This window comes from Cellulosimicrobium sp. 22598 (genome assembly GCF_052044445.1).
GTDB classification, from domain to species: Bacteria; Actinomycetota; Actinomycetes; order Actinomycetales; family Cellulomonadaceae; genus Cellulosimicrobium; species Cellulosimicrobium cellulans_G.
Genome location: NZ_JBQEMZ010000019.1, coordinates 44,423 through 69,299, shown reverse-complemented (window position 1 = coordinate 69,299; position 24,877 = coordinate 44,423). Strand labels below are relative to the sequence as shown.

Genomic DNA, 24,877 nt, shown 5'->3' with positions numbered 1-24,877 from the left:
GTCACCGCCTGGTGGAACCTCGTCAACTGGTCCGACGCCGAGGCCCGCCTCCAGCGCGCCAAGACCCAGACCGCCGGGCTCATCGTCCCCGCCTGACGCCCCGCCAGACGACACCCGCCCGGCGAGCACGACACCGCCCGCCGGCGAACACGACATGAGGCTCGTTATCCGATGGATAACGACCCTCATGTCGTGTTCGACAGCCTGACGGGGGCGGCGGCTCAGTCAGCCGTCACGAAGAGGTGGCGCGCGATGTCGTCGAGCCGGTCGACGAAAGACGAACGGCCCGGTCCCCGGACGGGGATCGGGCCGTTCGGACGTCGCGACGACGTCGGGTCGATCAGTGGGCGTGCTGGCCGCGGGAGAACTCGAAGACCCAGCCGACGAGGGCGACCGCGGCGAGGGCGATCCCTACGTAGACGAGCCACCAGCCGACGGCGAGGCCGAGGAAGACGATCGCGGCCGAGCCGGCGATGGCGAGCGGCCACCAGCTCCACGGGGCGTACACGCCCTGGTCGCCGGCGCCCTGCTCGATGAGGCCCTCGGGGTCGTCCTCAGGGCGGGCGTCGATGCGCTTCGCCGTGAGCATGAGGTAGGCACCGATCATCGCGACCAGCGCGCCGGTCAGGAGGATGGCGACCGACCCGACGGGCTCCCAGTGGCTCCAGAAGCCGTAGACGAGCCCTGCGGCGATGAAGAACGGCGTCCCGTAGAGGAACAGCTTGTACTCGACCTTCACTTCCCGGCCTCCTCGTCCGTCGTGCCCGTGCGGGGTTCGTCGACGATCGTGGTCGTCGTGGAGTCGCTCGCGGCCTCCGAGCCGCTCAGGCGGTCGAGCGCGACGCTCTTCTCACCGCGACGGTCCGCCTCGCCGTAGACCTGCTCGAGGACGTTCGGGTTCGGCTCGGCGTGGTCCATCGCCGCGACCTCGGGGTGGTGCAGGTCGAACGCGGGCGACTCGGAGCGGATGCGCGGCAGCGACGTGAAGTTGTGGCGCGGGGGCGGGCTGGACGTCGCCCACTCGAGCGAACGGCCGTAGCCCCACGGGTCGTCGACCTCGACCTTGGGCGCGTTGCGCCAGGTCGTGTAGACGTTCCAGAGGAAGGGCAGCGTCGACGCGGCGAGGATGAACGCCCCGACCGTCGAGACCTGGTTCTCCCACGTGAAGCCGTCCGACGGCGCGTAGTCCGCGTAGCGGCGCGGCATGCCCTCGACGCCCAGCCAGTGCTGGATGAGGAACGTCATGTGGAAGCCGATGAACAGCAGCCAGAAGTGCAGCTTGCCGAGGCGCTCGTTGAGCATCCGGCCGGTGAACTTGGGCCACCAGAAGTAGAAGCCCGCGAACATCGCGAACACCACGGTGCCGAACACGACGTAGTGGAAGTGCGCCACCACGAAGTACGAGTCGGAGATGTGGAAGTCCATGGCCGGGCTCGACAGGATGACGCCCGTCAGGCCGCCGAAGAGGAAGGTCACGAGGAAGCCGATCGACCACAGCATCGGTGTCTCGAACGTGAGCTTGCCTCGCCACAGCGTGCCGATCCAGTTGAAGAACTTCACGCCGGTCGGGACCGCGATGAGCATCGTCATGAACGCGAAGAACGGCAGCAGGACCGCGCCGGTCACGTACATGTGGTGCGCCCACACCGTGACGGACAGCGCCGCGATGGCGATCGTCGCGTAGACGAGGCCCTTGTAGCCGAAGATCGGCTTGCGGGCGAAGACCGGGAAGATCTCGGACACGATGCCGAAGAACGGCAGCGCGATGATGTACACCTCAGGGTGCCCGAAGAACCAGAACAGGTGCTGCCAGAGGATCGCTCCCCCGTTCTCGGGGTTGAAGATCTGGGCACCGAAGCGCCGGTCGGCGCCGAGCGCGAAGAGCGCGGCGGCCAGCGGCGGGAACGCCATGAGCACGAGGAGGCTCGTGATGAGCGTGTTCCACGTGAAGATCGGCATGCGGAACATCGTCATGCCGGGGGCGCGCATGGTGATGATCGTGGTGATGAAGTTGACGGCACCGAGGATCGTGCCGAAGCCGGCGAGCGCGAGGCCGAACACCCACAGGTCTCCCCCGAGACCTGGACTGAACGTCGTGTTCGACAGCGGCGCGTAGGCGAACCACCCGAACGAGGCCGCGCCCTGCGGCGTGAAGAAGCCGGCCGAGGCGATGAGACCGCCGAAGAGGTAGAGCCAGTACGCGAACATGTTCAGTCGCGGGAACGCGACGTCCGGCGCACCGATCTGCAGCGGCATGATGACGTTGGCGAACCCGGCGAACAGCGGGGTCGCGAACAGCAGCAGCATGATCGTGCCGTGCATCGTGAAGAGCTGGTTGTACTGCTCCTTGCTCTGCACGATCTGGATCCCGGGCTCGAAGAGCTCCGCGCGGATCACGAGGGCCATGAGGCCGCCGATGCAGAAGAAGATGAACGACGTGATCAGGTACATGTACCCGATCGTCTTGTGGTCGGTGGACGTGACCCACTTGATCACGGTCCGACCGAGGGTCTGACGCCGAGGGGCGAGACCGGGGATGACTTCGGCCTGCGCGACCATCAGTGCTCACCCTCCGTGCTAGCGGGGACGGGGTTCGGGTCCTGGAGGCGGCTGAATCCCTCGACCGGGATCTGGCCCTCCTGCCCCTTCTCGCGGAGCGCCTCCATCTGCGCGTCGAACTCGGCGCGGTCGACGATCTCGACGTTGAACAGCATCCCGGAGTGGTGCTCGCCGCAGAGCTCGGCGCACTTGCCGGCGTAGACGCCCTCGCGCTGCGGGGTGACCACGAACTCGTTGGTGCGGTGGGGGATCATGTCGAGCTTGTAGAGGAACGCCGGGATCCAGAACGAGTGGATCACGTCGCGCGAGTCCAGGACGAAGCGGATGCTCTCCCCCGCCGGCAGGTACAGCGTGGGCAGCGCCTCCGACGTGCCGGGCGCGCCGTCGATCTCCGCGTCCACGGTCATGGTGCCGCCGACGTCGGCGAGGTGCTGGCCGGTCTCGTAGACGTCCTCGTCCACGTAGTTGAAGTCCCAGCTCCACTGCTTGCCGATGACCTGGACGGTCATGTCCGACTCGACGTCCTTGTCCACGATCGCGGACATGTCGCGGTCCGTGTAGAAGAACAGGACGAGGACCATGATGATCGGCACGGCCGTGTACATGATCTCGAGCGGCAGGTGGTACCGCGTCTGGACCGGGAGCCGGTGGTCGTCCTTGCGCTTGCGGTACGCCGCGACGCACCACAGCATGAGGCCCCACGTGATGACGCCGACGATGAGGGCGGCGATCCACGAGCCGGTCCACAGCGACGTGATCCGGGCGGTCTGGTTGGTCACCTCCCCGTCCTCGTAACCGGGCAGGAACCCGCGCTGGACCGTGTCGCTGGCGCAGCCGGACGCCACCGCAGCGACGGCGACGGCGAGGGCCGTCGCCCGCAGGATGGTGCGCCGTGTGCGGCTAGGGGGTTGCGAGTGCAAGGGGGGCCTTTCACGTCACGTCCTGCCCGAACCCGTCTTTACGAGCCCAGCACAGGACCTTCGTCCTCGACACACGAAGCCTAGCGCGGGATTCCGCCCTTCGTGCCCCGGAACGCGCGCTGGACGGGCGAGATGCGGCACACGTCGCCGCCGGTCAGGGCGGGTTCACCACACCCGCGCCAGGTCTGTCAGATCCTTGCCACACCGACGCTCCGCCCGGCAGGGCGGTACCGTGCCGGTGGAGCGTCCGGGCTCGCACCGACGCCCCGTCGCGGTCCGCGCGAGCGCAACGATCCGGCGCCCCGCGGGAGACCCGCGACGCGCCACCCCGGCGCGGTCGACCGGCTCGCCCGCCCGCGCCGCGCCCACGCGGCCCGACCGCCAGCGCCCAGGAGGCCATGTGACACACACCACCCCCGTCCGCCGGGCCCGGCTCGACAACGGCGGGCGCGCGCCCTGGCACCCCCTCGCGCGCGAGGCCTTCGACCGTGCGCTCGACGACGGCTGGGCCGACCCCCGCCGCCTGCACGCGGAGGGTCGTCGTGCCGCCGCGCTGCTCGACGGCGCACGCGAGGCCGTCGGTGCCGCGCTCGGCGTGCGGACGGAGGAGGTGCACTTCACGCCCTCCCACACGGCGTCGTTGCACACCGGCGTCGCCGCCCTGTCCGGCGCACGCGCACGCCTCGGCCGACGGGTCGTCGTCGGCGCCGTCGAGCGTGCCGCCGTGCTGCACGCCGCCGAGCACGGCGGGCTCGAGCGCGAGGTCGTCGACGTGGACCGCACCGGCCGGGTCGACGCGGCCGCGATGTCCGACGCCGTCGCGCGCCCGGGGGTCGCGCTCGCCGCGCTCCAGCTCGCCAACGGCGAGGTGGGCACGCGCCAGCCCGTCGTGGCGGTGCACGACGCCGCGCGCGCGGCCGGGGTCCCGCTCCTCGTCGACGCGGGGGCGAGCGTCGGCCACGACGAGGTCCCCGCGTCGTGGGACGCTCTCGCCGCCGACCCCGCCGACTGGGGCGGAGGTCCCGGGGTCGGGGTGCTCGCGGTCCGCTCCCGCGTCCGACGGCGCAGCCCGTTCCCGGAGGACCCCGACCCGTGGGCACCCGGAGGGGTGTCCGTGCCCGCGGCGTTCGCGGCCGCCGTCGCGCTCCAGGCCGTGCTGGCCGACCGGGAGGCCGAGGACGCCCGCCGCCGTGCGCTCGTCGACCGGGTCCGGGCGCGCGTCGCCGAGATCCCCGACGTCGAGGTGGTCGGCGACCCGGCCGACCGCCTGCCGCACGTGGCGACGTTCTCGTTCCTCTACGTGGACGGCGAGGCCCTGCTCACCGACCTCGACCGCGAGGGTGTCGCCGTCGGGTCGGGGTCCGCGTGCACGTCGAGCTCCCTCGAGCCGTCGCACGTCCTGGCCGCGATGGGCGTGCTCACGCACGGGAACGTGCGCATCGCGCTCGACCGGTCGACGAGCGCGGCGGACGTCGACCGGCTGCTCGACGCGCTGCCCGGGGCGGTCGCGCGCGTGCGCGCGACGCTGGGGGTGCAGGGCCTGTGACGGGCGACGCTCCCGACGTGGTCGACGCACGCGGTCTGCGCTGCCCGCTGCCGGTGATCCGGCTCGCCGCGGCGGCGCGCGACCGGGACCCCGGCACGCGCCTGACGGTGTGGTCGACCGATCCGGCCGCGCGCCTCGACGTCCCGGCCTGGGCACGGATGCGCGGGCACACGGTCGTCGGCGACGAGCCGCTCGCGCGCGACGACCAGGACGAGGGCGCCTGGGCGATCACGGTCGAGCTCGGCGCCTGACGTCTCGCCGGGCTCGCCGCCGGGACGACGCGAGCCCGGCCACCCGCGGTGCGGGTGGCCGGGCTCGTGCGGTCCGGTGCGGCGTGCGGGGCACGCCGGGCGGGTCAGCTGAAGGAGCCGCCGCAGGCGCAGGCGCTGCCCGCGTTGGGGTTGTCGATCGTGAAGCCCTGCTTCTCGATCGTGTCCGCGAAGTCGATCGTCGCGCCCTCGAGGTACGGGACGCTCATCTTGTCGACCACGACCTCGACGCCGTCGTAGTCGCGCAGCGCGTCGCCGTCGAGCACGCGCTCGTCGAAGTAGAGCTGGTAGATCAGGCCGGAGCAGCCGCCGGGCTGCACCGCGACGCGCAGGCGCAGGTCGTCGCGACCCTCCTGCTCGAGGAGGGTGCGGACCTTGTCCGCGGCCCCGTCGGTCAGGTTGACGCCGTGCGTGGCAATGTCGGTGGTCTCGCTCATCTCGTCTCCGCGCTGTCGGGGGCAGTGCTGCCCCGGTGGTGGCCGGCTTCTACGGACCTCTCGAGAGAGATCCCGTCAGGTCCTCAACACCACTCGTGCCGGTCGTGTTCCCGAGTCTACGACCACGCGACGGCGTACGGTCGAACGGAGCCCGCGCCGCACCGGTGGCGCGGCCCCCCGACGGGAGACGCATGGACCAGTCGTTGCACTTCGTGACGGTCGCGACGCGCGACCTGGACGCCGCGCGGGCCTTCTACGGCGCGCTCGGCTGGACCGCGCAGCTCGACGTGCCGGGCGAGATCGTCTTCTACCGCTCGGCGGCGGGCCAGCTCCTCGGCTTCTTCGAGGAGTCGGCCTTCGCGCGCGACGCCGGCACCCCCGACGCGACGCCCGCCACGACGGGCCTCACGCTGTCGCACAACGTGGGGTCCCGGGCCGCGGTCGTCGAGCTCGTGCAGGCGATGGTCGACGCGGGCGGGACCGTCCGCAAGGCGCCGCAGGAGGGCGAGTTCGGCGGCGTCTTCCACGCTCACGTCGCGGACCCCAACGGGCTGGTGTGGGAGGTCGCGCACAACCCCGCCTGGTCCGTCCGCGCGGACGGGACCGTCGACCTCGGCTGAGGCGCCCCGCCGTCAGCCGCGCGACCAGGTGCGCGCGACGCGCTCCACGAGCGCGCGCGGGTCGCCGTCGCCCCACGCGTACGCGCCGCTGAGCCCCGCGGCGGCCTGCTCACGCCGCCCCGCGACGACCGCGCGCGCCACCACGACGACGGGGAGCGCGTGGTGCGCGGCGCGGACCGCGACCTCGCGCACCGTCCCGTCCCCCAGCTCGTGGGCGCCGAGCTCGTCCGCGAGCACGACGACGGCCTCCGCACCCGCCAGGCGCGCGTCCAGGCCCAGGTCGTCGGCGACGACGCGCAGCCCGGGCACGAGCCGACCACCCAGCGCCGCGACCGCGTAGGCGAGCCCGCCCCCGCTCCCGGCCCCGGGCAGTCCGGCCAGGCGACGGCCCGCCGTCGCCGCGGCGAGGAGGTCCCGGCCCGCGAGCGCACGGCCCGCTCCCCCGGTCTCCGCCGCGTGGTCGACGGCGGACGCCACGCCGTGCGCGACCCCGCCGAGCGCGCGCTCGAGGTGCTGGGCCACCGCGGGGTCCACGCCGCGGGCGTCGAGCACCGCGCTCGCCCCGTGCAGGCCGAGCAGCGGGACGTCGGACGCGACGGCCGCCACGAGGTCGGCGCCCCCGAGCGCCGCCCGCGCGGCGCGCACGACGTCGGTCGGGACGGCGGTCCCCGGGTCGCCGGCGAGCGACGCCGCCCCCGCGAGCGCCAGGAGCGCCCCGCGCCCGGCGTCGTGGCTCGTGCTCCCGCCGGTGGCGAGGACGACCCGCCCGGGCGCCCCGTCGGGTCCGCGTGCGGCGTCGGCCGCGAGCGCCAGGAGGTGGCCGACGGCGGTCGAGGACCGCGCGGGCACGGTCACCGCTCCCGCGTCGCCGTCGAGCGCCTCGCCGGCGCCGGTGGCAGGCACCTGGGAGGCGTCGACGTAGACGGTCCGGCGCGTGCCCGTGCCGTCGCCGCCCGGCGTCCGACGGCGGACCGCGACCGGGACGTCGTCCCCGTCCGGCCCCGGGACCGCCCCGGCGAGCACCTCGGGCGCGACGGGCGCGACCGCGTCGAGGAACGCGGGCCCCGACGCTGCGAGCGGCACGGTCTCGACCTGGGCGTGCGGCGCCCACCAGCCCGCGACGTCGTCGAGCGAGGGCCCTGCCGGGACGGGTGGCGACGCGGCCGCCGCGGCCGGCCACGCGCCGTCGGGCACGGGTGGGACGGCGGACCCGGTGAGCAGCACGCGCATGCCCGGATTGTGCCAGGGCGGACGCCCGTCCGGTCCCCGCGGGACGCCCGCTCGGCCGCGGCGGCGCTGTGCGACGATGGTGCCGTGAGCACTGGTAGCACCTTGCTGTCGTCCGTGGACGGGCCGAACACCTCGCGCCAGGGCGGGTTCGCCGAACCCAGTCCTTCCGCCCTGCTCCTGCTGGGCCAGGGCCGCGACCTCGCGTCCGAGCGCGGGGTCGAGTGCGTGGGCGAGCTGCCCGCGCCGAGCGACCCGGACCTCGTGGAGCGCGCCCGGGCCGCCCGCGCCGCGCTGGGCGAGCGGGCGTTCGTGCTCGGTCACCACTACCAGCGCGACGAGGTCATCGACTTCGCCGACGTGACGGGCGACTCGTTCAAGCTCGCGCGCGAGGCCGCGGCGCGGCCCGAGGCGGAGTTCATCCTCTTCTGCGGCGTGCACTTCATGGCGGAGAGCGCGGACATCCTCACGTCCGACGCGCAGCAGGTCGTGCTGCCGGACCTCGCGGCCGGCTGCTCGATGGCGGACATGGCGGCGATCGACCAGGTCGAGGACGCGTGGGACGTGCTCGAGGAGGTCGGCGTCGCCGACTCCACGGTCCCCGTGACGTACATGAACTCCTCGGCGGCGATCAAGGCGTTCACGGGTCGCCACGGCGGCACCGTGTGCACCTCGTCGAACGCGGAGGTCGCGCTGCGCTGGGCGTTCGACCAGGTGGGTGGCGTGGACGGCACGGGCAAGGTGCTGTTCCTGCCGGACCAGCACCTCGGTCGCAACACGGCGGTGCTGAAGCTCGCGATGTCGCTCGACGACTGCGTCGTGTTCGACCCGCGCAAGCCGAACGGCGGCCTCACGGACGCCGAGCTGCGCGACGCGCGCATGATCCTGTGGCGCGGGCACTGCTCGGTCCACGGCCGGTTCTCGGCGAAGAACGTGAGCGACGTGCGCGCCGCGGTGCCGGACGTCAACGTCCTGGTGCACCCCGAGTGCAAGCACGAGGTCGTGACGGCGGCGGACTTCGTCGGGTCGACGGAGTACATCATCACGATGCTCGACGCCGCCGAGCCGGGCTCGTCGTGGGCGATCGGGACCGAGCTCAACCTGGTGCGCCGCGTCGCGCGCGCCCACCCGGACAAGCAGGTGCACTACCTCGACTCGACGGTGTGCTTCTGCTCGACGATGAACCGGATCGACCTGCCCCACCTCGTGTGGGCCATGGAGTCGCTCGTCGCGGGCCGCGTCGTGAACCGGATCGTCGTGGACGCGGACGACGCGCACTGGGCGCGCGTCGCGCTCGACCAGATGCTCGCCCTGCCGGGCATCTAGCCCGACGGGAGCCGAGGTCCCTCGAGCAGCCGGGGGCACGCGGAGGTATGGCATGAGCACCGGGAACGGCATGAACGTCGGCATCTTCGTGTTCGACGAGGCGGAGGAGCTCGACGTCGCCGGGCCGTTCGAGGTGCTGTCCGCGTGGGCCGAGCACTCGGCGCTCAAGCCGCACGTGTCCACGTTCTCGTGGGACGGCGGCGGCGTGCGGCTCGCGAAGGGCCTGCGGCTGCTCCCCGACCGCTCGGCGGACGACGTCGGCCCGCTCCACCTGCTCGTCTACCCGGGCGGTTGGGGGACGCACTCGCTGCTCGCGGACCGCGTGCACCTCGAGTGGCTGCGCGCGATGCGCGCCCAGACCCCCGTCATCGCGAGCGTGTGCACGGGGTCGCTCGTGCTCGCCGCGGCGGGGCTGCTCGCGGGGCGGCCCGCGACGACGCACTGGGCGCACTACGACGAGCTCGCGGAGATCGACCCGAGCGTCGTGCTGGACACCGAGGCGCGTTTCGTGGACGACGGCGACGTCGTCACGTCCGCGGGCGTGTCCGCGGGGATCGACATGGCCCTGCACCTCGTCGCGCGCCTGGAGAGCGACGACGTCGCGCGCGCCGTGCGCCGCGGGATCCAGTACGACCCCGACCCTCCGGTCTGAGGCGGCCGCGTCACCCTGACGCCGACGGCATCTTGCTCTGGCGACCACCGTCCGGCTCGCCGCGCGGACGGGCACGAGGCGCCGTGGCGGGCCGAGACCTCCACGCCCCGCCCGCCTGCGAAGGTACCTGATACCGCCCGTGCGAGGTAGTAGCCTGCCCGGGTGACCCGCCAGATCCAGCTCCTCGTCGCCAGCACGCTCCCGCGCAAGGCCGTGCCGGGCCGGGGCGTCCTCGAGCCGTCCGTCACCCGCATGCGCGTGCACCCCGGCGACCTCGACTTCTACCTGCACGTCAACAACGGGACGTATCTGCAGATGATGGACGTCGCGCGCAGCAACTTCATCGCCGACCTCGGCGGGTTCCCCCTGCTCAGGGACAAGGGCTGGTACCCCGTCGTCGCGGCGTCGACCATGAAGTACCGCCGCTCCCTCCAGCTGTGGGACCGCTTCGAGATCACGACGCGCGTCCTCGGGTGGGACGAGCGCGTCGTCTACCTCGAGCAGGTGTTCACGCGCGGCGCGGACCTGTGCGCGCGCGGCCTCGTCGCGGGCCGGTTCCTGGCGCGCGGGTCGGGCGACCGGATCGCCGCCCCCGACGTCGTCGGGCTCCTCGGCGGCGACGTCACCTCTCCCGAGCTCCCGGACGACGTGGACCGGTGGTCCCGGGCGGTCGACGTCGCGCACCGCGGCTGACGACCAGCACCCTGGTCCCGCGCGGGGGTCGGGTGCTTCGATGGCACGGTGACCGCCGACCGAGCCCCTGACCCCGACCCGCACCCGGACCACCCCGCCACCGACCCGTTCGACGCGACCATGGTCCCGGCCCTTCCCTGCCGGGACATCGACGAGCTGCGCGACTTCTGGACCGCGCTCGGCTTCGACGTGACGTACCGCCAGCTCCGGCCGAACCCGTATCTCGCGGTGCGGCGCGGCGGCGTGGACATCCACTACTTCGGGCTCGACGGGATCGAGCCGCAGGACAGCTACAGCACGTGCATCGTCGTCGTGGAGGACACGGCGCCCGTCTTCGAGGCGTTCGCCACGGGGCTGCGCGCCCGCTACGGGCGCCTGCCGCTCACCGGGTTCCCGCGGATCACCCGACCCCGACGGCGCGCGAACGCGGGCGGCGCGACGGGATTCAGCCTCGTGGACCCCGCCGGCAACTGGGTCCGCGTGATGCGCCGCCCTCCCGCCGCGGCGGCGCCGACCACGGACGCGGCCGGGGCGTCCGCCGTCGACGCGTACGCCGCGCGGCCCGAGGGACGGCTCGCCCGGGCGCTGGACGACGCCGTCGTGCAGGCGGACTCGCACGGCGACCCCGTCCAGGCGCGCAAGATCCTCGCGGGCGCGCTGCGGCGTGCCGGGGACGACGCCGACGTCGCCGACCGCGTGCGCGCCCTCGCCTACCTCGCCGAGCTCGCCGTCCGCGCGGACGATCCCGACGCTGCCCGCACGCACCTCGACGACCTCGACGCGCTGGCGGCCGCCCTCTCCCCTGACGTGCGCACCGTCGTCGAGCACGCCCTCGCCGAGGCCGCCGACCTGCGGGCGGCGCTCCCCGGCTGACCGGTCGAGCGCCGCCGCGCACGGACGGACGGTCGGGTCAGGCGACCGCGCCGCCTAGCCGGGCGAGCAGGAGCGCCTCGGCGAGCACCACCTTCTCCAGCTCGCCGAGGTGCACCGACTCGTTCGCGCCGTGCGCGCGCGAGTCCGGGTCCTCGACGCCCGTCACGAGGATCGCCGCGTCGGGGAACACCTCGAGCAGGTCTGCGATGAAGGGGATCGACCCGCCCACGCCGATGTCGACCGGGTCGGTGCCCCACGACGTCGCGAACGCCCACCGCGCGGCCCGCATCGCCTCGGAGTCACCCGGGGCGAGGAACGGCTTGCCCTGCTCGCCGTCGCGGACCGTGACGCGCGCGCCGAGCGGAGCGTTCCCCTCCAGGTGCGTACGCAGCGCCGCCATCGCGGCCGCCGGGTCCTGACCCGGCGCGAGCCGCACCGAGAGCTTCGCGGTCGCGCGGGGCGTGAGGGTGTTCGACGCGTGCGCGACGCTCGGCGCGTCGAGCCCGATCACGGCGATCGCCGGCTTGGTCCACAGCCGGCCCGCGATGCTGCCCTCGCCTGCGAGGACGGTCCCGTCGAGCAGCGAGGAGTCGGCGCGGAAGTCGGCCTCGGCGTAGTCCACGGTCGGCTCGTCCGCCGTGACGAGCCCGGGCACGGCCACGTTGCCCGCGTCGTCGTGCAGGGTGGTGATCAGCCGCGCGAGCAGCGTCACCGCGTCGAGCACGGGACCGCCGAACATGCCCGAGTGCACCGCGTGGTCGAGCACGGCGACCTCGACCTCGCAGTCGACGAGGCCGCGCAGCGACGTCGTGAGCGCGGGGACGCCGACCTTCCAGTTCGACGAGTCCGCGACGACGATGACGTCCGCCGCGAGCAGGTCGCGGTACTGCGTGAGGAACGGCAGGAACGTCGGCGAGCCGATCTCCTCCTCGCCCTCGACGAAGACCGTCACGCCGACAGGCAGGTCACCGACCTCCGTGAGCGCGCGCAGCGCACCCAGGTGCGCCACGACCCCCGCCTTGTCGTCCGCCGCACCGCGCCCGTACAGGCGCCCGTCGCGCTCGGTCGGCTCGAACGGGTCGGACTCCCAGGTCGCGGCGTCGCCCGGGGGCTGCACGTCGTGGTGCGCGTACAGGAGGACGGTCGGGGCGCCGTCGGGCGCAGGACGGCGCGCGACGACGGCCGGCGCGCCCTCCGTGCCGTCGGCGGCCCGAGCGCGCAGCACCTGCACCTCGGGCAGACCGGCGTCGCGCAGCAGCGCCGCCACGGCATCGGCGCTCGCCGCGACGTGCGCCTGGTCGAACGCGGCGTTCGACACGCTCGGCACGCGCACGAGGGACTCGAGGTCCGCACGCAGCGCGGGGAACAGGCGCGCGACGGTCTCGCGGAGCGTGGTCGCGAGCTCGGGGTCGGTCGCGGTGCCGGGCGCGGGGACGGTGGGTTCAGGTGAGTTCGTCACGACGAGCACGGTACGACAACCGGACGTGCGGTGGGCTCTGCCGCATCCCCGAGACTCTTCCCTCGCGGGTCGAGTCAGCCCGGGAGGTGGACGTGCGGCGCGTCCGGCCCGCCCCGGTGCTCGAGCTCGAGCGCCGCGCTGCGCGCGAGGAGCGCGTCGTAGTCGACGGCGAGGCCACGGAGGACGAGCTCGATCGCGCTCTCGGCCTCCGTGTCGCTCAGGTGCGTGTCGCCGAACAGCGCGCGGTACTGGACGAGCGACGCGAACAGGTCCACGACCTGGTCCTGGTCGACGTCCTCGCGCAGGTCGCCACGCGTCGCCGCGTGGGCGAGGGTCGCGGCGACGGCCCGCCGCGACGGCTCGACGACCACGGCGAGGTAGCGCTCGCGCAGCGCCGGGTCGGGCGCGCACTCCGCGTACAGCGCAGCGAGGACGTCCGGCCTGGTCGCGCGGTACGCGCCCAGGAACACTCCGAGGCTCTCGCCGAGGTCGCACAGGGTGCATCCGGTGTCCGGCGCCTCGGGGACGCTCAGCCGGGCCGCGATCGCGGCGAGGGCCAACGGCGCGCGCCCCGCCCAGCGGCGGTAGATCGCGGGCCGCGTGGTCCCGGCACGGCGTGCCACCTTCTCGAGCGTCAGCTGCGCGTAGCCCCCGGAGTCCAGGAGCGCGGACGCCGCGTCGAGCACCGCGCGGTCGATCTGGCGGTCACGCGGCCGGCCACCACCGCCCGGGGTCGGGATGCCGGAAGCGCTGGACATGGTCGTGATCGTATCCGCGGACCGTCAGCCGCGACGGTCCGGGCGCACGAGGACCCGGAGCACGAGCGTCGCCGCGAGACCCACGAGCAGCGCCGCGACGACCGCGTAGGCCGGGAGCCCCTGGGTGGGCGCGCCGCCGTCCTCCGCGAGGGCCGCGCCGTCACGGAGCGCCGAGCGGTGCACGACGACGGACAGGACCCCGGCCGCCGCGATGCCGAGCGCCGTACCGAGCTCGGCGGACACCTCCTGCGTCGCGGCGGCGGAACCCGTCTGCTCGGGTGGCGCCGACGAGATGACGAGGTCACTCACGAGCGCCGCCGCGGCACCGTGCCCGAGGCCGAGCACGGCGACCGACCCCGCGAGCGCCGGCACGGGTGCCCCCGCCCACCCGACGACCACGGTCAGCACGGCCCCCGCGACGATCACGACCAGGCTGACGGCGACGACCACCTCGGGGCGGAACCGGGAGGCGAGACCAGGAGCGAGCAGCGCGCCGAGGATGTTCACCGCGACGTACGGCAACGTCCACAGGCCCGCCTCGAGAGGGTCCAGACCGGCCGCGCGCTGCAGGTGCTGGGTGAACAGGTAGTACACCCCGACGACGCCGATCCCGGTCAGCAGCAGCGTGCCGAGGGCCGCGGCCGGCCGCCGCGCCGTGACGAGGCGCAGGTCGAGCAACGGGTCGGGGAGCCGTCGCTGGCGTCGGGCGAAGAGCCCGAGCAGCAGCGCTCCGGCGACCATCACGGCGGCGTCACGCACCGCCGTCGTGCCTCCGGAAGGACCGGCCGCGAGCTCCTGGAGACCGAAGACGACGGCGAGCATCCCCACGACGGACAGTGCGACGCTCGTCAGGTCGAGCCGCCCCCCGTCGTTCGTCCCGCGTGGCCTCGGTAGGAGCCACGGTCCGAGGAGCACGAGCGCGAGCATGGGCGGCACGTTGACGAGGAAGACGGAACCCCACCAGAACCGCTCGAGGAGTGCACCGCCCAGGACCGGCCCGATCGCGGCGCCGACCGAGAAGGCGCTGAAGAGGATCGCGATCGCGAGGCGCCGCTGCGCATCGGCACGAAACATCTGGCGCAGGAGGGAGAAGAGCGCGGGCATGAGGGTCGAGCCCGCGACGCCGAGCAGTGCCCGGGCGAGGATCAGCGTCTCCGCGCTCGTCGCGGTCGCGGCGAGCACGGACAGGGCTGCGAACGCGGTCGCCCCGACGAGCAGAAGCCGACGTGCGCCGACGCGGTCCGCGAGCCGCCCGGCGGTGACGAGCGTCCCGCCGATGAGGAAGCCGTAGACGTGGGAGATCCACAGCGCCTGCGTGGCCGAGGCGTCCAGGTCCACGATGATCGAGGGCAGCGCGAAGAACAGCACGGTGAGGTCGGTCGCGACCATGAGCATCGGGAGCACGAGCAGGACCAGCCCCGCCCACTCCTGGGGTCCTGCCCGGACGGTCGTCGTCACGGTGGCTTCGGTCGTGCGGCTCATGGCTCTCTCTCCTCCGGCGTCAACGTTACGTATCGTCTTGTAACGCTACTGGCGGATGCTGCTCCTGACCACCCCTACCGGAGGAGGGATCGACGACGCCGAGCACTCGTCCGGCTCGACTACGCTGGAGGGGTGTTCTCCCGCAACAAGTCCGCCGCGACCCCCGCCGCCCCCGACCCTGTCGAGCAGGCGGCCGAGATCGAGCGGGCCGGCAAGGGCCGCCCGACGCCCAAGCGCAAGGTCTCCGAGGCCGCGAACAAGCGCCCCCTGGTGCCGAACGACCGTCGCGCCGCCGCGAAGTCCGCGCGGGAGAAGCAGCGCGAGATGCGCGACCGCCAGTACCAGGCGATGCAGACGGGCGACGAGCGCTACCTGCCGCCGCGCGACAAGGGCCCGGTCAAGCGCTACGTGCGTGAGTACGTCGACGCGCGCTGGAACCTCGGCGAGTTCTTCCTGCCCGTCGCGCTGGTGTTCATCGTCTTCTCGTTCCTCACCGCGCAGAACCAGGACCTGGCGTTCCTCACGGTGATGACGCTCTACGTCATCGTGCTGCTGACCGTCGTGGACGGCTTCATCATGTGGCGTCGCCTGCGCAAGCGCCTGCTCGCGAAGTTCGGCGAGATCCCCAAGGGCACGACGATGTACGCCGTCATGCGGGCCTTCCAGCTGCGCCGGGCGCGCCTGCCCAAGCCGACGCACAAGAAGCACGGCGTCTTCCCGGAGTGAGCCGGAGCGGTTCCTGAGGCAACCGTCCGGCGGTTAGGTTGAGCCCATGCCCACCTACCGCTACCTCGGCAACTCGGGTCTCAAGATCTCCGAGATCACCTACGGCAACTGGCTCACCCACGGCTCCCAGGTCGAGAACGACGTCGCGACGGCGTGCGTCCACGCGGCGCTCGACGCCGGCATCTCGACGTTCGACACCGCGGACGTCTACGCGAACACGAAGGCCGAGCAGGTCCTCGGCGACGCGCTCAAGGGACAGCGGCGCGAGTCGCTCGAGATCTTCACGAAGGTCTACTGGCCGACCGGCCCCGGCGGCCCCAACGACACGGGCCTGTCCCGCAAGCATGTCATGGAGTCGATCAACGGCTCCCTCCAGCGGCTCGGCACCGACTACGTGGACCTCTACCAGGCTCACCGGTACGACACCGAGACGCCGCTCGAGGAGACGATGCAGGCGTTCGCCGACATCGTCCGGCAGGGCAAGGCCCTGTACATCGGCGTCTCCGAGTGGACCGCCGACCAGATCCGCGCCGGCGCCGCGCTCGCGAAGGAGCTCGGCTTCCAGCTCATCTCCTCCCAGCCCCAGTACTCGATGCTGTGGCGCGTCATCGAGGACGAGGTCGTGCCGACCTCGCGCGAGCTGGGCCTGTCGCAGATCGTCTGGTCCCCGATGGCCCAGGGCGTGCTGTCCGGCAAGTACCTGCCCGGCCAGGCGGCACCGGCCGGGTCGCGCGCGGCCGACGAGAAGGCGGGCCGCGGTGGGATCTCGCAGTTCATGACCGACGACGTCCTCACGCGCGTGCAGGGCCTCAAGCCGGTCGCGGACGAGCTGGGGCTCACCATGCCGCAGCTCGCCATCGCGTGGGTCCTGCAGAACGACAACGTCGCGGCGGCCCTCGTGGGTGCGTCGCGGCCCGAGCAGGTCGCCGAGAACGTCAAGGCGTCGGGGGTGACGATCCCGGCCGAGCTCCTGGCGCGCATCGACGACGTCCTCGGGGACGTCGTCGAGCGCGACCCGGGCAAGACCGCCGAGAACGCACCGCAGACGCGCGTCGCCTGACTCCGGCACACCGCGTGCGACGACGGCCCCGGCGGCGTTCCGCCGGGGCCGTCGTCGTCTCCTCACCGGCCGGGCTCGGGCATGCCTCCCTCGCCCGGCCGGAGGCCTGTGGTCGCGGCGACGGGCTCCCGCGGCTCCGACTCGGCGTGCGCCCGACGACGCACCCGGGCGGGGCGCGGGTCCGCGAGCCCCCGCGGGGCGAACCAGCGCGCCGTGAGCTGGACGATCGGCCCCACGCCCAGCGCGTAGGCGACCGTCGCCCAGCCCAGCGTGCCGCCGAGCACCCAGCCCAGCGACACGACGACGACCTCGATGAGCGTGCGCACGAGGCGCACCGACCACCCGGTGCGCGCGACGAGGCCGGTCATGAGCCCGTCGCGCGGGCCGGGCCCGAGGCGCACCCCGAGGTACGCCGAGGTCGCGAGCCCGTTGAGCACGATCCCGCCGACGGCGAGCGCGACGCTCGCGACGACGCCGGGGTCGGGCACGAGGCGGGTCACGAGCGCGATCGCCGGGTCGATGGTCAGGGTGATGACGACGACGTTCGCGATCGTCCCGATCCCCGGGCGCTGCCGCAGCGGGATCCACGCGAGCAGCGCGAGCACGCTGAGCGACCCGACGACGACGCCGAACGGCAGCCCGGTGCGCAGCACGACGCCCTGGTGCAGGACGTCCCACGGCATCCCGCCCTGGCCCGCGTGGAGCAGCATCGCCATGGACAGCGCGTAGGCGAGGAGGCCGAGGAGGAGCTGGACGGCACGACGGGTGGGGCTCATGCGAGCCATCCTGACGACCAAGTGGCATCGACATCCATAGCCAATCGCGAGAGAGTGGCCCCATGAGCCTCGCGCCGCCCGGGTCCGTCGACGTCCACCGGCACCTCTCCCCCGCCGCCGCGGCGCGGCTGCTGGGACGGTGGCACGCGGGCGGCCCCGCGTACACCGCGCTGGCCGACGCGCTGCGCGCCGCCGTCCTCGCCGGCACGCTCGCCCCGCACACGCGGCTCCCGTCCGAGCGCGACCTCGCCGTCGCGCTCGGCGTCTCCCGCACCACCACGGCGGCCGCGTACGGGCGGCTGCGCGAGCTGGGCTTCGCGCGCTCCCGGACGGGGTCGGGGACCGTCGTCGTGCTCCCCCGCGCGACCCGGCCCCGGACCGCGCCCCGTGCCCGCGGGGGCGACGCGCCGCCCGCACCGGCCCCGCACGTCGCACCGATCGACCTCGCCGACCTCTCCCAGGCGACCTCCGCCGCCCCGAGCGGGCTGCACGGCGCGTACTCGCGCGCGCTCGAACGACTCCCCGAGTACCTGTCCGGCGGCGGGTACGAGCCGTACGGCGTCGGCGTCCTGCGCGAGGCGATCGCCGACCACCACACCCGGCGCGGCACGGCGACGACGCCCGACGAGGTCCTCGTCACGACCGGCGCCCAGCACGCGATCACCACGCTCGCGGGCACGCTCCTCGGTGGCGGCGACCGCGCCGTCGTGCAGTCGCCCACCTACTACCACGCGATGGAGGCGCTGCGCCGCGCCGGGGCGCGGCTCGTCCCGGTCCCCGTGGGGCGCGGTGACCGGGAGTCGCACCCCGGCCGCGAGCAGGACGCGCCCGGGTTCGACGTCGACCTCTTCGGCTCGACGCTGCGCCAGGTCTCGCCGCGGCTGGTGTACCTCGTGCCGGACTTCCACAACCCCACCGCGTACACGCTCACCCCCGAGGAGCGGGCCGGGGTGCGCGAGGCCGCCGCGCGTCACCGCGTGACCGTCGTCGGGGACGAGACCCTCACGGACCTCGACCTCGACGGCGACCCGGACGCCGTCGGCCCCGTCGCCGAGCCGCTCGCCGGGGACGGGGCCTCGCCGTACGTCGTCACCGTCGGGTCGGCGTCCAAGTCGTTCTGGGGCGGGCTGCGCGTCGGGTGGGTCCGCGCGCACCCCGACCTCGTCGCGCGGCTCGCGCGCACCCGGCAGTCCGCCGACATCGCGACCGCGGTGCTCGAGCAGCTCGCCGTCGTCGAGCTGCTCGACGACGCGGGCAGCGTGCTCGCCGAGCGCCGCAGGACGCTGCGCGCGCAGCGCGACCTGCTGTGCGGGCTGCTGGGCGCGGCGCTCCCCGACTGGCGCGTGCACGTGCCGGAGGGCGGGCTGTCCCTGTGGGTCGACGTCGGCGCGCCCGTCGCCCAGGCGTTCGCCGCCGCGGCCGCCGCGGAGGGCGTCCTGGTCAACGCCGGCCCGACGTTCACCCCCGACGGCAGCGCCGCGGACCGGCTGCGCCTCACGTTCTCGCGACCGCCCGAGGAGCTGGAGCGGGCGGTGCCCCGGCTCGCCGCGGCGTGGGCGCGCGTGGCCGGCTGAGCACGCCCTGGGACGTCCGCGAGCGGGCAACCGCGGTCAGCGCGAGCGGAGCTCCACGGGCGCGGTCGCCTGGGTCCCGTCGTGCAGGAGACGCGCGACCACGGCGCCCTCGGCCGCGAGGGCCCGCCAGGTCTCGCCGAGCCACTGCTCCGCGTCGTACTGCGTCGTGAAGACGGGGCTTACGGGCGTGGCGAGGACGCTTCCCTCGGCGTCGTCGAGCTCCCAGACCCACTGCGGCCGGATCATCGTGCCTCCCTCGCCTCGGCGCCGCGCACGTGCTCGCCCGGCTCCGGGTGGCGCACGAGCGACCGGTTGATGCGCGCCGCCCAGAGCGGGCCCTGGTAGAGGAACCCGGTGTACCCCTGGACGAGGTCGGCGCCCGCGTGCAGGTAGTCACGGGCGTCGTGCGCGGTCGTGATGCCCCCGACGCCGATGATGGCGCGACGCGGGCCGAGGCGCCCGCGCAGGCGCGCGACCACGGCGAGGCCCCGGGCGCGCACCGGTGGTCCGGACAGCCCGCCGGGCCCCCGGTCGTGCCCGATCGTCGTGTTGACGGCGACGACGCCGTCGAGGTCGAGCTCGTCGACGAGGTCGGCGACCGCGTCCACGTCCTCGTCCGCGAGGTCGGGCGCGATCTTGACGAGCAGCGGCACGCGGGCGGCTCCCGCGTCCGTGGTCGCGGCGTCCGCGGCCTCGCGCACAGCCACGAGGATCGGGCGCAGCGACGCGACCTCCTGGAGGTCGCGCAGGCCCGGGGTGTTGGGTGAGGACACGTTGACGACGAGGTAGTCGGCGTACGGCGCGAGGAGGCTCGCGCTCGTCGCGTAGTCCCCCGCGGCCTCGGACGCGGGCGTGACCTTGGTCTTGCCGATGTTCGCGCCCACGAGCACGGCGCGGCCCGCGCGAGTCGAGCGCAGCGCGGCGAGGCGCCGGGCGGCCGCCGCGGCACCCTCGTTGTTGAACCCCATGCGGTTGCGCACGCCCGACACGTCGAGCTCGCGCCACAGCCGCGGCTTCTCGTTGCCGGGCTGCGCGTGCGCGGTGACCGTACCGATCTCGACGAACGCGAAACCGAGCATGGTCAGGCCGCGCACGGCGCGCGCGTCCTTGTCGAACCCGCCCGCGAGGCCGAAGGGCGCGGGGAAGACCTTGCCCAGGACCTCGACGCTGCCCCGGCCCCCGGCCGCGCGGCCCAGGTAGGGCGCGAGCGCCCCCTGCACGACGTCGCGCAGCACCGGCACGCGGCCGACGGCGCCGATCAGGTCGAACGCGACGTGGTGCGCGCGCTCCGGGTCCATGCGGCGGAAGACGGTGTCGAAGAGCAGTCCGTAGAGGAGCGGGCGGCGGCGGGTCATGCGGCGTCCTCCGGGGCGTCGGTGTCGGTGCGGGTGCTGGTGGCGCTCGGGGTGGCGACGGTCGCCGACGTCCCGCCGGGGCGGGTGCGCCAGAGCCACCACAGGCCGACGAAGGGCAGGACGAGGGGCACGTAGCCGTAGCCCTGCCCGAAGCCGGACCAGACGGTGGCGCGGGGGAACGCCTCGGGGTCGGCGAGCGAGAAGGCGCCGACGGCGAGCACCCCGACGAGCTCGACACCCACCGCGACCCACGCGACGCGCCGCGCGACCTGGCCGCCCCGCGCGAGCGCGATCGTCGCGACGACGTACACGGCCGCCGCGAGCCCCGACAGCGCGTACGCGAGCGGCGCCTCGTGCCAGTCGCGCAGGAGCTGCACGGCGGCCCGGGCCGAGGCCGCGAGCGCGAAGATCCCGTACACGGCGACGAGGACCCGGCCGAAGCCGGCGTTCGTGCGACGCGGGTGCGGCGTCCCGTCCGGGGCGGCGGGTGCGCTCATGGCGAGGACCTCCAGGTCAGGCGTTCCAGATCTGCCACAGGCGCCACTCGAGGAACGCGACGGTGAGCGCGGCGACCGCGAGCACGACGGAGCTCCAGCGCGAGCGCTCCGCGAAGGCCCACAGGGCGGCGACGGGCAGGATGAAGAGGGTGGTCACGAGGTAGCCCCACAGCAGCACGGGGTCGCTCGGCGCGGTCCCGGTGGCGCCGAGCACGCCCACCACGACCGCCTGCACGAGGATCAGCCCCTCGATCACCGCCGCACCCCAGAGCTGGCGCAGGATCACCGCGCGGTCGCGCGCGACGAACACGAGAGCCCAGCCGGCGAGCGCGACGCACGCCGCGACCACGAGCAGCAGGAGGGGAAGGACCACGCGGCCGAGCGTACCGGGGGCGGCCCGCGGCCACGGAATCGGTCCACGGGTCCCACCGACGTCACGGGGGCAGGGGCGCCGTCCCCGGGGATAGCATCGCGGGGTGGCTGAACTGACCGTCTCCAGCAAGAATCCCGCCGGTGCCAAGGTCGACGCGCTCGTCGTCGGCACCCACACGACGTCCGACGGCGTCGCGATCGTCGGGGGCGACCTGCCCCGTCCGGTGGTCACCGCCCTCGAGGACCTCGCACCCGCGCTCGGCATCACGGGCGCCGCCGACGAGGTCCGCAAGGTGCCCGCCGGGCCCGAGCTCAAGGCCGACGTGCTCGTGCTCGTGGGCCTCGGCGCACGGCGCGCCGACGGCACCTTCAGCGCCGAGGCGCTGCGCCGCGCCGCCGGTGCCGCGCTGCGCGCGCTCGCCGGGACGACGTCGGTCGCGGTCGCGCTCCCCGTCGAGGACGAGGCCGAGCTCGGCGCCGTCGCCGAGGGAGCGCTGCTCGGTGCCTACGCGTTCGCGCGCTACCGCACGGGCGAGGCCGCGTCGTCGGCCGCGAACCGCCCGCCGGCGACCGTCGAGGTCCTCGCCGGGAGCACTCGCAGCTCCGCGGCCAAGGCCGCCGTCGAGCGGGCCAAGGTCGTCGCGGCGGCCGTGAACGCGACGCGCGACCTCGTCAACGCCGCGCCCAACGACCTCTTCCCCGCCGCGTTCGCCGACGTCGCGAAGCAGGCCGTCAAGGACTCGGGCGCCAAGGGGCTCAAGGTCACGGTGCTCGACGACAAGGCGCTCGTCGCGGGCGGGTACGGCGGCCTCGTCGGCGTCGGACAGGGCTCGGCGCGCGGCCCGCGCCTCGTCAAGGTCTCCTACGCGCCGTCGCGCCCCGCCGCGAAGGTCGCGCTCGTGGGCAAGGGCATCACGTTCGACTCGGGCGGCATCTCGATCAAGCCCGCCAAGGGCATGGAGGCGATGAAGTCCGACATGGCCGGCGCCGCCGCCGTGCTGCAGACCGTCGTCGCCGCCGCGCGCCTCGGGCTGCCCGTGGCCGTGACGGGCTGGCTGTGCCTCGCGGAGAACATGCCGTCGGGCACGGCGCAGCGTCCGTCCGACGTCATCACGATCCGTGGCGGCAAGACCGTCGAGGTGCTCAACACCGACGCCGAGGGCCGCCTCGTCATGGCCGACGGCCTGGTCGCCGCCGTCGAGGAGAATCCCGACGTCGTGCTCGACGTCGCGACGCTCACCGGCGCCCAGATGGTCGCGCTCGGCAACCGCGTCTCCGCGGTCATGGGCGCCGACGACGTGCGCGCCGAGGTCGTCGCGGCGGCCGACGCCGCGGGCGAGCAGTTCTGGCCGATGCCGCTGCCCGAGGAGCTGGGCGCGTCCTTGAAGTCGAAGGTCGCCGACCTCGCGAACATCGGCGACCGGTTCGGCGGCATGCTCGTCGCGGGCCTGTTCCTGCAGGAGTTCGTCGGCGAGACGCCGTGGGCGCACCTCGACATCGCCGGCCCCGCGTTCAACGAGGGCTCGGCCCACGGCTACACCCCGGTCGGAGGCACGGGCGTCGCCGTCCGCACCCTGCTCGGCCTCGTCGAGGGCCGCGCCCGCCGCTGACCCGGTCTCGCCGACCAGGTGGTCCTGGTCCGTCCCGTCGCCCGGACGAACCAGGACCACCTGCTCGACACCGGAAGGTCGCCGGGTCGACCGGTGTCAGGAGGTCCGGCGACGGCGCTGGCGCGAGTTCCAGTCGCGCATGCGCTGTGGGTAGCCGGTGAAGCGCACGTTGTAGACGGGCACGCCCAGCGAGCCGGCGACGTCGAACGCCGTCTTCTCGTCCGGGACGCGCCGGCGCGTCCACTCGCCCGTCGTCGCGATGAGCAGCAGCGTCGCCCCCGTGTCCTGCGTGGGCGGCTCGACGTACGCCTCGACCCCGACGCGCGTGCGCACGAAGTCCTGGAGGTGGGCGAGCGTCGCGCGGCGGGCGTCCGACGGCGCGGCGGCGGCGCCGCCCGGCGACGAGGTCGTCGGGGGGCGGCGGGAGAACAGGCTGGACAGCTTGGGCAGCCGGGGCACAGCGGCAGGGTACAGCGTGACCCTGGTCATACGGTGGCCCCGCTGTCTGCAGCGTCACAGCCGCGAGGCCCTGGTTTCGATTGGGGAGCCCGTGCCCGAGGTGCCAAGATGGCACCCGGAGAACGTTCACGCACCGTGGGCCAGCGGTTCCCGTCCGGCCCGTCGACGTGCCGTGCACGTCCGCCCTCGCTCTCCCCTCGCTGAAGGAGTCGCACGTGGCCGAACCCGGCACACCATTCGACGTCGTCGTCCTGGGCGGAGGCAGCGCCGGCTACGCCACGGCGCTGCGCGCCGCCCAGCTCGGCCTCTCCGTCGCGCTCGTCGAGTCGGGCAAGCTCGGTGGTACCTGCCTGCACAACGGGTGCATCCCCACCAAGGCCCTGCTCCACGCGGCCGAGCTCGCCGACGGCGCCCGCGAGGGCGCGAGGTTCGGCGTCCGCAGCTCGTTCGACGGCATCGACATGGCAGGCGTCAACGGCTACAAGGACGGCGTCGTCGCGGGCCTCTACAAGGGCCTCCAGGGGCTCGTCGCCTCCCGCGGCATCACGTTCGTCGAGGGGCACGGCCGGCTCGTGTCGCAGGACACCGTCGAGGTCGACGGCACCCGGTACACCGGCCGCCACGTCGTGCTCGCGACCGGCTCGTACGCGCGCTCGCTGCCCGGTCTCGAGATCGCCGGCCGCGTCATCACCTCCGACCAGGCGCTGCGGCTCGACCGCGTCCCGAAGTCGGTCGTGGTGCTCGGCGGCGGCGTCATCGGCGTCGAGTTCGCGAGCGTGTGGAAGTCGTTCGGCGCCGACGTCCAGATCGTCGAGGCGCTGCCCCACCTCGTGCCCAACGAGGACGAGGCGCTGTCGAAGTCGCTCGAGCGGGCGTTCCGCAAGCGCGGCATCCAGTTCTCCCTGGGCGACCGGTTCGCGGGCGTCAAGGAGACCGACTCGGGCGTCACCGTCACGCTCGAGTCCGGCAAGACCTTCGAGGCCGAGCTGCTGCTCGTCGCCGTCGGGCGCGGGCCGCGCACCGCCGACCTCGGGTTCGAGGCGCAGGGCATCACGCTCGACCGCGGGTTCGTGATCGTCGACGAGCGCCTGCACACGGGCGTCGGGAACATCTGGGCCGCGGGCGACATCGTGCCCGGCCTCCAGCTCGCGCACCGCGGGTTCGCGCAGGGCATCTTCCTCGCGGAGCAGATCGCCGGGCTCGACCCGACGCCGATCGTCGAGTCGTCGATCCCGCGCGTCACGTACTGCGAGCCCGAGGTGGCGTCCGTCGGCGTCACGGAGGCTGCGGCGATCGAGACGTGGGGGGCCGACCAGGTCGAGTCCCTCGAGTACAACCTCGCCGGCAACGGCAAGAGCAAGATCCTCGCGACCAGCGGCTTCGTCAAGCTCGTGCGCCGCAAGGACGGTCCCGTCGTCGGCGTGCACATGATCGGTGCCCGCGTCGGCGAGCTCGTCGGCGAGGGCCAGCTCATCGTGGGCTGGGAGGCGTACCCCGAGGACGTCGCCGCCCTGGTCCACGCCCACCCCACCCAGAACGAGGCACTCGGAGAGGCGCACCTGGCCCTGGCCGGCAAGCCTCTGCACGCCCACAACTGACCCCAACGATCGAAGGAGACCAGGCAGGT

The 24,877-nt window shown here is 74.0% G+C and carries 26 protein-coding genes and 1 pseudogene; 13 read left to right on the top strand and 14 right to left on the bottom strand.

Annotated elements, in window-relative coordinates; all coding sequences use genetic code 11:
* Positions 1 to 96 (top strand): annotated as a pseudogene (locus ACTJIY_RS17800) (superoxide dismutase); the annotation flags it as partial.
* 244 nt (positions 97 to 340) lie between these two features.
* On the opposite strand, the gene ACTJIY_RS17795 reads toward ACTJIY_RS17800, so the two are convergent.
* From ACTJIY_RS17795 to ctaC, 3 genes are read right to left on the bottom strand one after another with little or no spacing between them, the layout of a single operon-like run.
* On the bottom strand, positions 341 to 739 hold the full coding sequence (locus ACTJIY_RS17795) for a cytochrome c oxidase subunit 4 (RefSeq protein ID WP_047234280.1): 399 nt from the start codon (positions 737 to 739) through the stop codon (positions 341 to 343).
* A complete protein-coding gene (gene ctaD / locus ACTJIY_RS17790; protein WP_253050058.1) occupies positions 736 to 2,559 on the bottom strand; it encodes an aa3-type cytochrome oxidase subunit I in 1,824 nt (607 codons plus the stop codon). The genes ACTJIY_RS17795 and ctaD overlap by 4 nt, the downstream gene beginning before the upstream one ends.
* Entirely contained in the window at positions 2,559 to 3,479 is a 921-nt protein-coding gene (ctaC, locus tag ACTJIY_RS17785; protein ID WP_253050061.1) for an aa3-type cytochrome oxidase subunit II, read from the bottom strand. The genes ctaD and ctaC overlap by 1 nt, the downstream gene beginning before the upstream one ends.
* 400 nt (positions 3,480 to 3,879) lie before the next feature.
* Here ctaC and ACTJIY_RS17780 point away from each other — a divergent pair, with 400 nt between their 5' ends.
* Together ACTJIY_RS17780 and ACTJIY_RS17775 are read left to right on the top strand one after the other, a co-directional pair.
* On the top strand, positions 3,880 to 5,025 hold the full coding sequence (locus tag ACTJIY_RS17780; RefSeq protein WP_440674965.1) for a cysteine desulfurase family protein: 1,146 nt from the start codon (positions 3,880 to 3,882) through the stop codon (positions 5,023 to 5,025).
* A 17-nt stretch (positions 5,026 to 5,042) separates the two neighbouring features.
* Positions 5,043 to 5,276: a sulfurtransferase TusA family protein gene (locus ACTJIY_RS17775; protein WP_253050066.1), complete on the top strand. Its 234-nt coding sequence runs from the start codon at positions 5,043 to 5,045 to the stop codon at positions 5,274 to 5,276.
* 104 nt (positions 5,277 to 5,380) lie between these two features.
* Here ACTJIY_RS17775 and erpA read toward each other — a convergent pair whose 3' ends face one another.
* Complete coding sequence (erpA, locus tag ACTJIY_RS17770; protein WP_047234275.1) at positions 5,381 to 5,731, bottom strand: iron-sulfur cluster insertion protein ErpA; 351 nt, start codon at positions 5,729 to 5,731, stop codon at positions 5,381 to 5,383.
* A 191-nt stretch (positions 5,732 to 5,922) separates the two neighbouring features.
* On the opposite strand from erpA, the gene ACTJIY_RS17765 reads away from it, so the two are divergent.
* On the top strand, positions 5,923 to 6,351 hold the full coding sequence (locus tag ACTJIY_RS17765; RefSeq protein ID WP_353709071.1) for a VOC family protein: 429 nt from the start codon (positions 5,923 to 5,925) through the stop codon (positions 6,349 to 6,351).
* A gap of 12 nt (positions 6,352 to 6,363) precedes the next feature.
* Here the strand turns inward: ACTJIY_RS17765 and ACTJIY_RS17760 are convergent, their stop codons facing one another.
* Complete coding sequence (locus ACTJIY_RS17760; protein ID WP_440674966.1) at positions 6,364 to 7,581, bottom strand: glycerate kinase; 1,218 nt, start codon at positions 7,579 to 7,581, stop codon at positions 6,364 to 6,366.
* 114 nt (positions 7,582 to 7,695) lie between these two features.
* On the opposite strand from ACTJIY_RS17760, the gene nadA reads away from it, so the two are divergent.
* The 4 genes from nadA (at position 7,696) to ACTJIY_RS17740 (ending at position 11,122) form a co-directional block, all read left to right on the top strand.
* A complete protein-coding gene (gene nadA / locus ACTJIY_RS17755; protein ID WP_440674993.1) occupies positions 7,696 to 8,904 on the top strand; it encodes a quinolinate synthase NadA in 1,209 nt (402 codons plus the stop codon).
* 52 nt (positions 8,905 to 8,956) lie between these two features.
* Positions 8,957 to 9,556 (top strand): DJ-1/PfpI family protein, encoded by a 600-nt coding sequence (locus tag ACTJIY_RS17750; RefSeq protein WP_440674967.1) that lies wholly within the window; start codon positions 8,957 to 8,959, stop codon positions 9,554 to 9,556.
* 162 nt (positions 9,557 to 9,718) lie between these two features.
* Positions 9,719 to 10,249 (top strand): acyl-CoA thioesterase, encoded by a 531-nt coding sequence (locus ACTJIY_RS17745; RefSeq protein WP_440674968.1) that lies wholly within the window; start codon positions 9,719 to 9,721, stop codon positions 10,247 to 10,249.
* 48 nt (positions 10,250 to 10,297) lie between these two features.
* A complete protein-coding gene (locus ACTJIY_RS17740) occupies positions 10,298 to 11,122 on the top strand; it encodes a hypothetical protein (RefSeq protein ID WP_440674969.1) in 825 nt (274 codons plus the stop codon).
* Positions 11,123 to 11,159: 37 nt separating this feature from the next.
* Here the strand turns inward: ACTJIY_RS17740 and ACTJIY_RS17735 are convergent, their stop codons facing one another.
* The 3 genes from ACTJIY_RS17735 to ACTJIY_RS17725 form a co-directional block, all read right to left on the bottom strand.
* Complete coding sequence (locus tag ACTJIY_RS17735) at positions 11,160 to 12,581, bottom strand: dipeptidase (protein WP_353709067.1); 1,422 nt, start codon at positions 12,579 to 12,581, stop codon at positions 11,160 to 11,162.
* Between the two features lie 74 nt (positions 12,582 to 12,655).
* Complete coding sequence (locus ACTJIY_RS17730; protein WP_253050084.1) at positions 12,656 to 13,339, bottom strand: TetR/AcrR family transcriptional regulator; 684 nt, start codon at positions 13,337 to 13,339, stop codon at positions 12,656 to 12,658.
* A gap of 24 nt (positions 13,340 to 13,363) precedes the next feature.
* Entirely contained in the window at positions 13,364 to 14,821 is a 1,458-nt protein-coding gene (locus ACTJIY_RS17725) for an MFS transporter (protein WP_440674970.1), read from the bottom strand.
* A gap of 132 nt (positions 14,822 to 14,953) precedes the next feature.
* Here ACTJIY_RS17725 and ACTJIY_RS17720 point away from each other — a divergent pair, with 132 nt between their 5' ends.
* Together ACTJIY_RS17720 and ACTJIY_RS17715 are read left to right on the top strand one after the other, a co-directional pair.
* Positions 14,954 to 15,547, top strand: a complete 594-nt coding sequence (locus ACTJIY_RS17720) for a DUF3043 domain-containing protein (protein ID WP_253050090.1) — start codon at positions 14,954 to 14,956, stop codon at positions 15,545 to 15,547.
* 46 nt (positions 15,548 to 15,593) lie between these two features.
* Positions 15,594 to 16,607, top strand: a complete 1,014-nt coding sequence (locus ACTJIY_RS17715) for an aldo/keto reductase family protein (RefSeq protein WP_440674971.1) — start codon at positions 15,594 to 15,596, stop codon at positions 16,605 to 16,607.
* Positions 16,608 to 16,669: 62 nt separating this feature from the next.
* On the opposite strand, the gene yczE is transcribed toward ACTJIY_RS17715, so the two are convergent.
* Complete coding sequence (gene yczE, locus ACTJIY_RS17710) at positions 16,670 to 17,383, bottom strand: membrane protein YczE (protein ID WP_253050097.1); 714 nt, start codon at positions 17,381 to 17,383, stop codon at positions 16,670 to 16,672.
* A gap of 62 nt (positions 17,384 to 17,445) precedes the next feature.
* Here yczE and yczR point away from each other — a divergent pair, with 62 nt between their 5' ends.
* Positions 17,446 to 18,957, top strand: coding sequence for a MocR-like transcription factor YczR (yczR, locus tag ACTJIY_RS17705; protein WP_440674972.1), 1,512 nt, complete (start codon positions 17,446 to 17,448; stop codon positions 18,955 to 18,957).
* A 36-nt stretch (positions 18,958 to 18,993) separates the two neighbouring features.
* Here the strand turns inward: yczR and ACTJIY_RS17700 are convergent, their stop codons facing one another.
* Genes ACTJIY_RS17700 through ACTJIY_RS17685 form a run of 4 tightly spaced genes read right to left on the bottom strand, consistent with a single transcriptional unit; the run spans position 18,994 to position 21,182 of the window.
* A complete protein-coding gene (locus ACTJIY_RS17700) occupies positions 18,994 to 19,203 on the bottom strand; it encodes a hypothetical protein (protein WP_253050103.1) in 210 nt (69 codons plus the stop codon).
* Positions 19,200 to 20,312 carry a quinone-dependent dihydroorotate dehydrogenase gene (locus ACTJIY_RS17695; protein WP_440674973.1) on the bottom strand — a complete coding sequence of 371 codons (1,113 nt, stop codon included), beginning with the start codon at positions 20,310 to 20,312 and terminating at the stop codon, positions 19,200 to 19,202. Before ACTJIY_RS17695 ends, ACTJIY_RS17700 begins: the two co-directional genes overlap by 4 nt.
* Positions 20,309 to 20,809 (bottom strand): hypothetical protein, encoded by a 501-nt coding sequence (locus ACTJIY_RS17690; RefSeq protein ID WP_353709060.1) that lies wholly within the window; start codon positions 20,807 to 20,809, stop codon positions 20,309 to 20,311. Before ACTJIY_RS17690 ends, ACTJIY_RS17695 begins: the two co-directional genes overlap by 4 nt.
* A gap of 16 nt (positions 20,810 to 20,825) precedes the next feature.
* Positions 20,826 to 21,182, bottom strand: a complete 357-nt coding sequence (locus tag ACTJIY_RS17685) for a hypothetical protein (RefSeq protein WP_053371242.1) — start codon at positions 21,180 to 21,182, stop codon at positions 20,826 to 20,828.
* A 103-nt stretch (positions 21,183 to 21,285) separates the two neighbouring features.
* Between ACTJIY_RS17685 and ACTJIY_RS17680 the strand changes: the two genes are divergently transcribed.
* Positions 21,286 to 22,791, top strand: a complete 1,506-nt coding sequence (locus tag ACTJIY_RS17680; RefSeq protein ID WP_440674974.1) for a leucyl aminopeptidase — start codon at positions 21,286 to 21,288, stop codon at positions 22,789 to 22,791.
* A 96-nt stretch (positions 22,792 to 22,887) separates the two neighbouring features.
* Here ACTJIY_RS17680 and ACTJIY_RS17675 read toward each other — a convergent pair whose 3' ends face one another.
* On the bottom strand, positions 22,888 to 23,250 hold the full coding sequence (locus ACTJIY_RS17675) for an oxidoreductase (RefSeq protein WP_439159131.1): 363 nt from the start codon (positions 23,248 to 23,250) through the stop codon (positions 22,888 to 22,890).
* A gap of 215 nt (positions 23,251 to 23,465) precedes the next feature.
* Here ACTJIY_RS17675 and lpdA point away from each other — a divergent pair, with 215 nt between their 5' ends.
* Positions 23,466 to 24,848: a dihydrolipoyl dehydrogenase gene (gene lpdA, locus ACTJIY_RS17670; RefSeq protein ID WP_440674975.1), complete on the top strand. Its 1,383-nt coding sequence runs from the start codon at positions 23,466 to 23,468 to the stop codon at positions 24,846 to 24,848.
* Positions 24,849 to 24,877: the final 29 nt, after the last annotated feature.

Coding starts and splice junctions, on each gene's coding strand:
- ctaD (WP_253050058.1), bottom strand. CDS start 2,559: ATGGTCGCGCAGGCCGAAGTCATCCCCGGTCTCGCCCCTCGGCGTCAG.
- erpA (WP_047234275.1), bottom strand. CDS start 5,731: ATGAGCGAGACCACCGACATTGCCACGCACGGCGTCAACCTGACCGAC.
- ACTJIY_RS17765 (WP_353709071.1), top strand. CDS start 5,923: ATGGACCAGTCGTTGCACTTCGTGACGGTCGCGACGCGCGACCTGGAC.
- ACTJIY_RS17760 (WP_440674966.1), bottom strand. CDS start 7,581: ATGCGCGTGCTGCTCACCGGGTCCGCCGTCCCACCCGTGCCCGACGGC.
- ACTJIY_RS17750 (WP_440674967.1), top strand. CDS start 8,957: ATGAGCACCGGGAACGGCATGAACGTCGGCATCTTCGTGTTCGACGAG.
- ACTJIY_RS17730 (WP_253050084.1), bottom strand. CDS start 13,339: ATGTCCAGCGCTTCCGGCATCCCGACCCCGGGCGGTGGTGGCCGGCCG.
- ACTJIY_RS17725 (WP_440674970.1), bottom strand. CDS start 14,821: ATGAGCCGCACGACCGAAGCCACCGTGACGACGACCGTCCGGGCAGGA.
- ACTJIY_RS17715 (WP_440674971.1), top strand. CDS start 15,594: ATGCCCACCTACCGCTACCTCGGCAACTCGGGTCTCAAGATCTCCGAG.
- yczE (WP_253050097.1), bottom strand. CDS start 17,383: ATGAGCCCCACCCGTCGTGCCGTCCAGCTCCTCCTCGGCCTCCTCGCC.
- yczR (WP_440674972.1), top strand. CDS start 17,446: ATGAGCCTCGCGCCGCCCGGGTCCGTCGACGTCCACCGGCACCTCTCC.
- ACTJIY_RS17700 (WP_253050103.1), bottom strand. CDS start 19,203: ATGATCCGGCCGCAGTGGGTCTGGGAGCTCGACGACGCCGAGGGAAGC.
- ACTJIY_RS17695 (WP_440674973.1), bottom strand. CDS start 20,312: ATGACCCGCCGCCGCCCGCTCCTCTACGGACTGCTCTTCGACACCGTC.
- ACTJIY_RS17690 (WP_353709060.1), bottom strand. CDS start 20,809: ATGAGCGCACCCGCCGCCCCGGACGGGACGCCGCACCCGCGTCGCACG.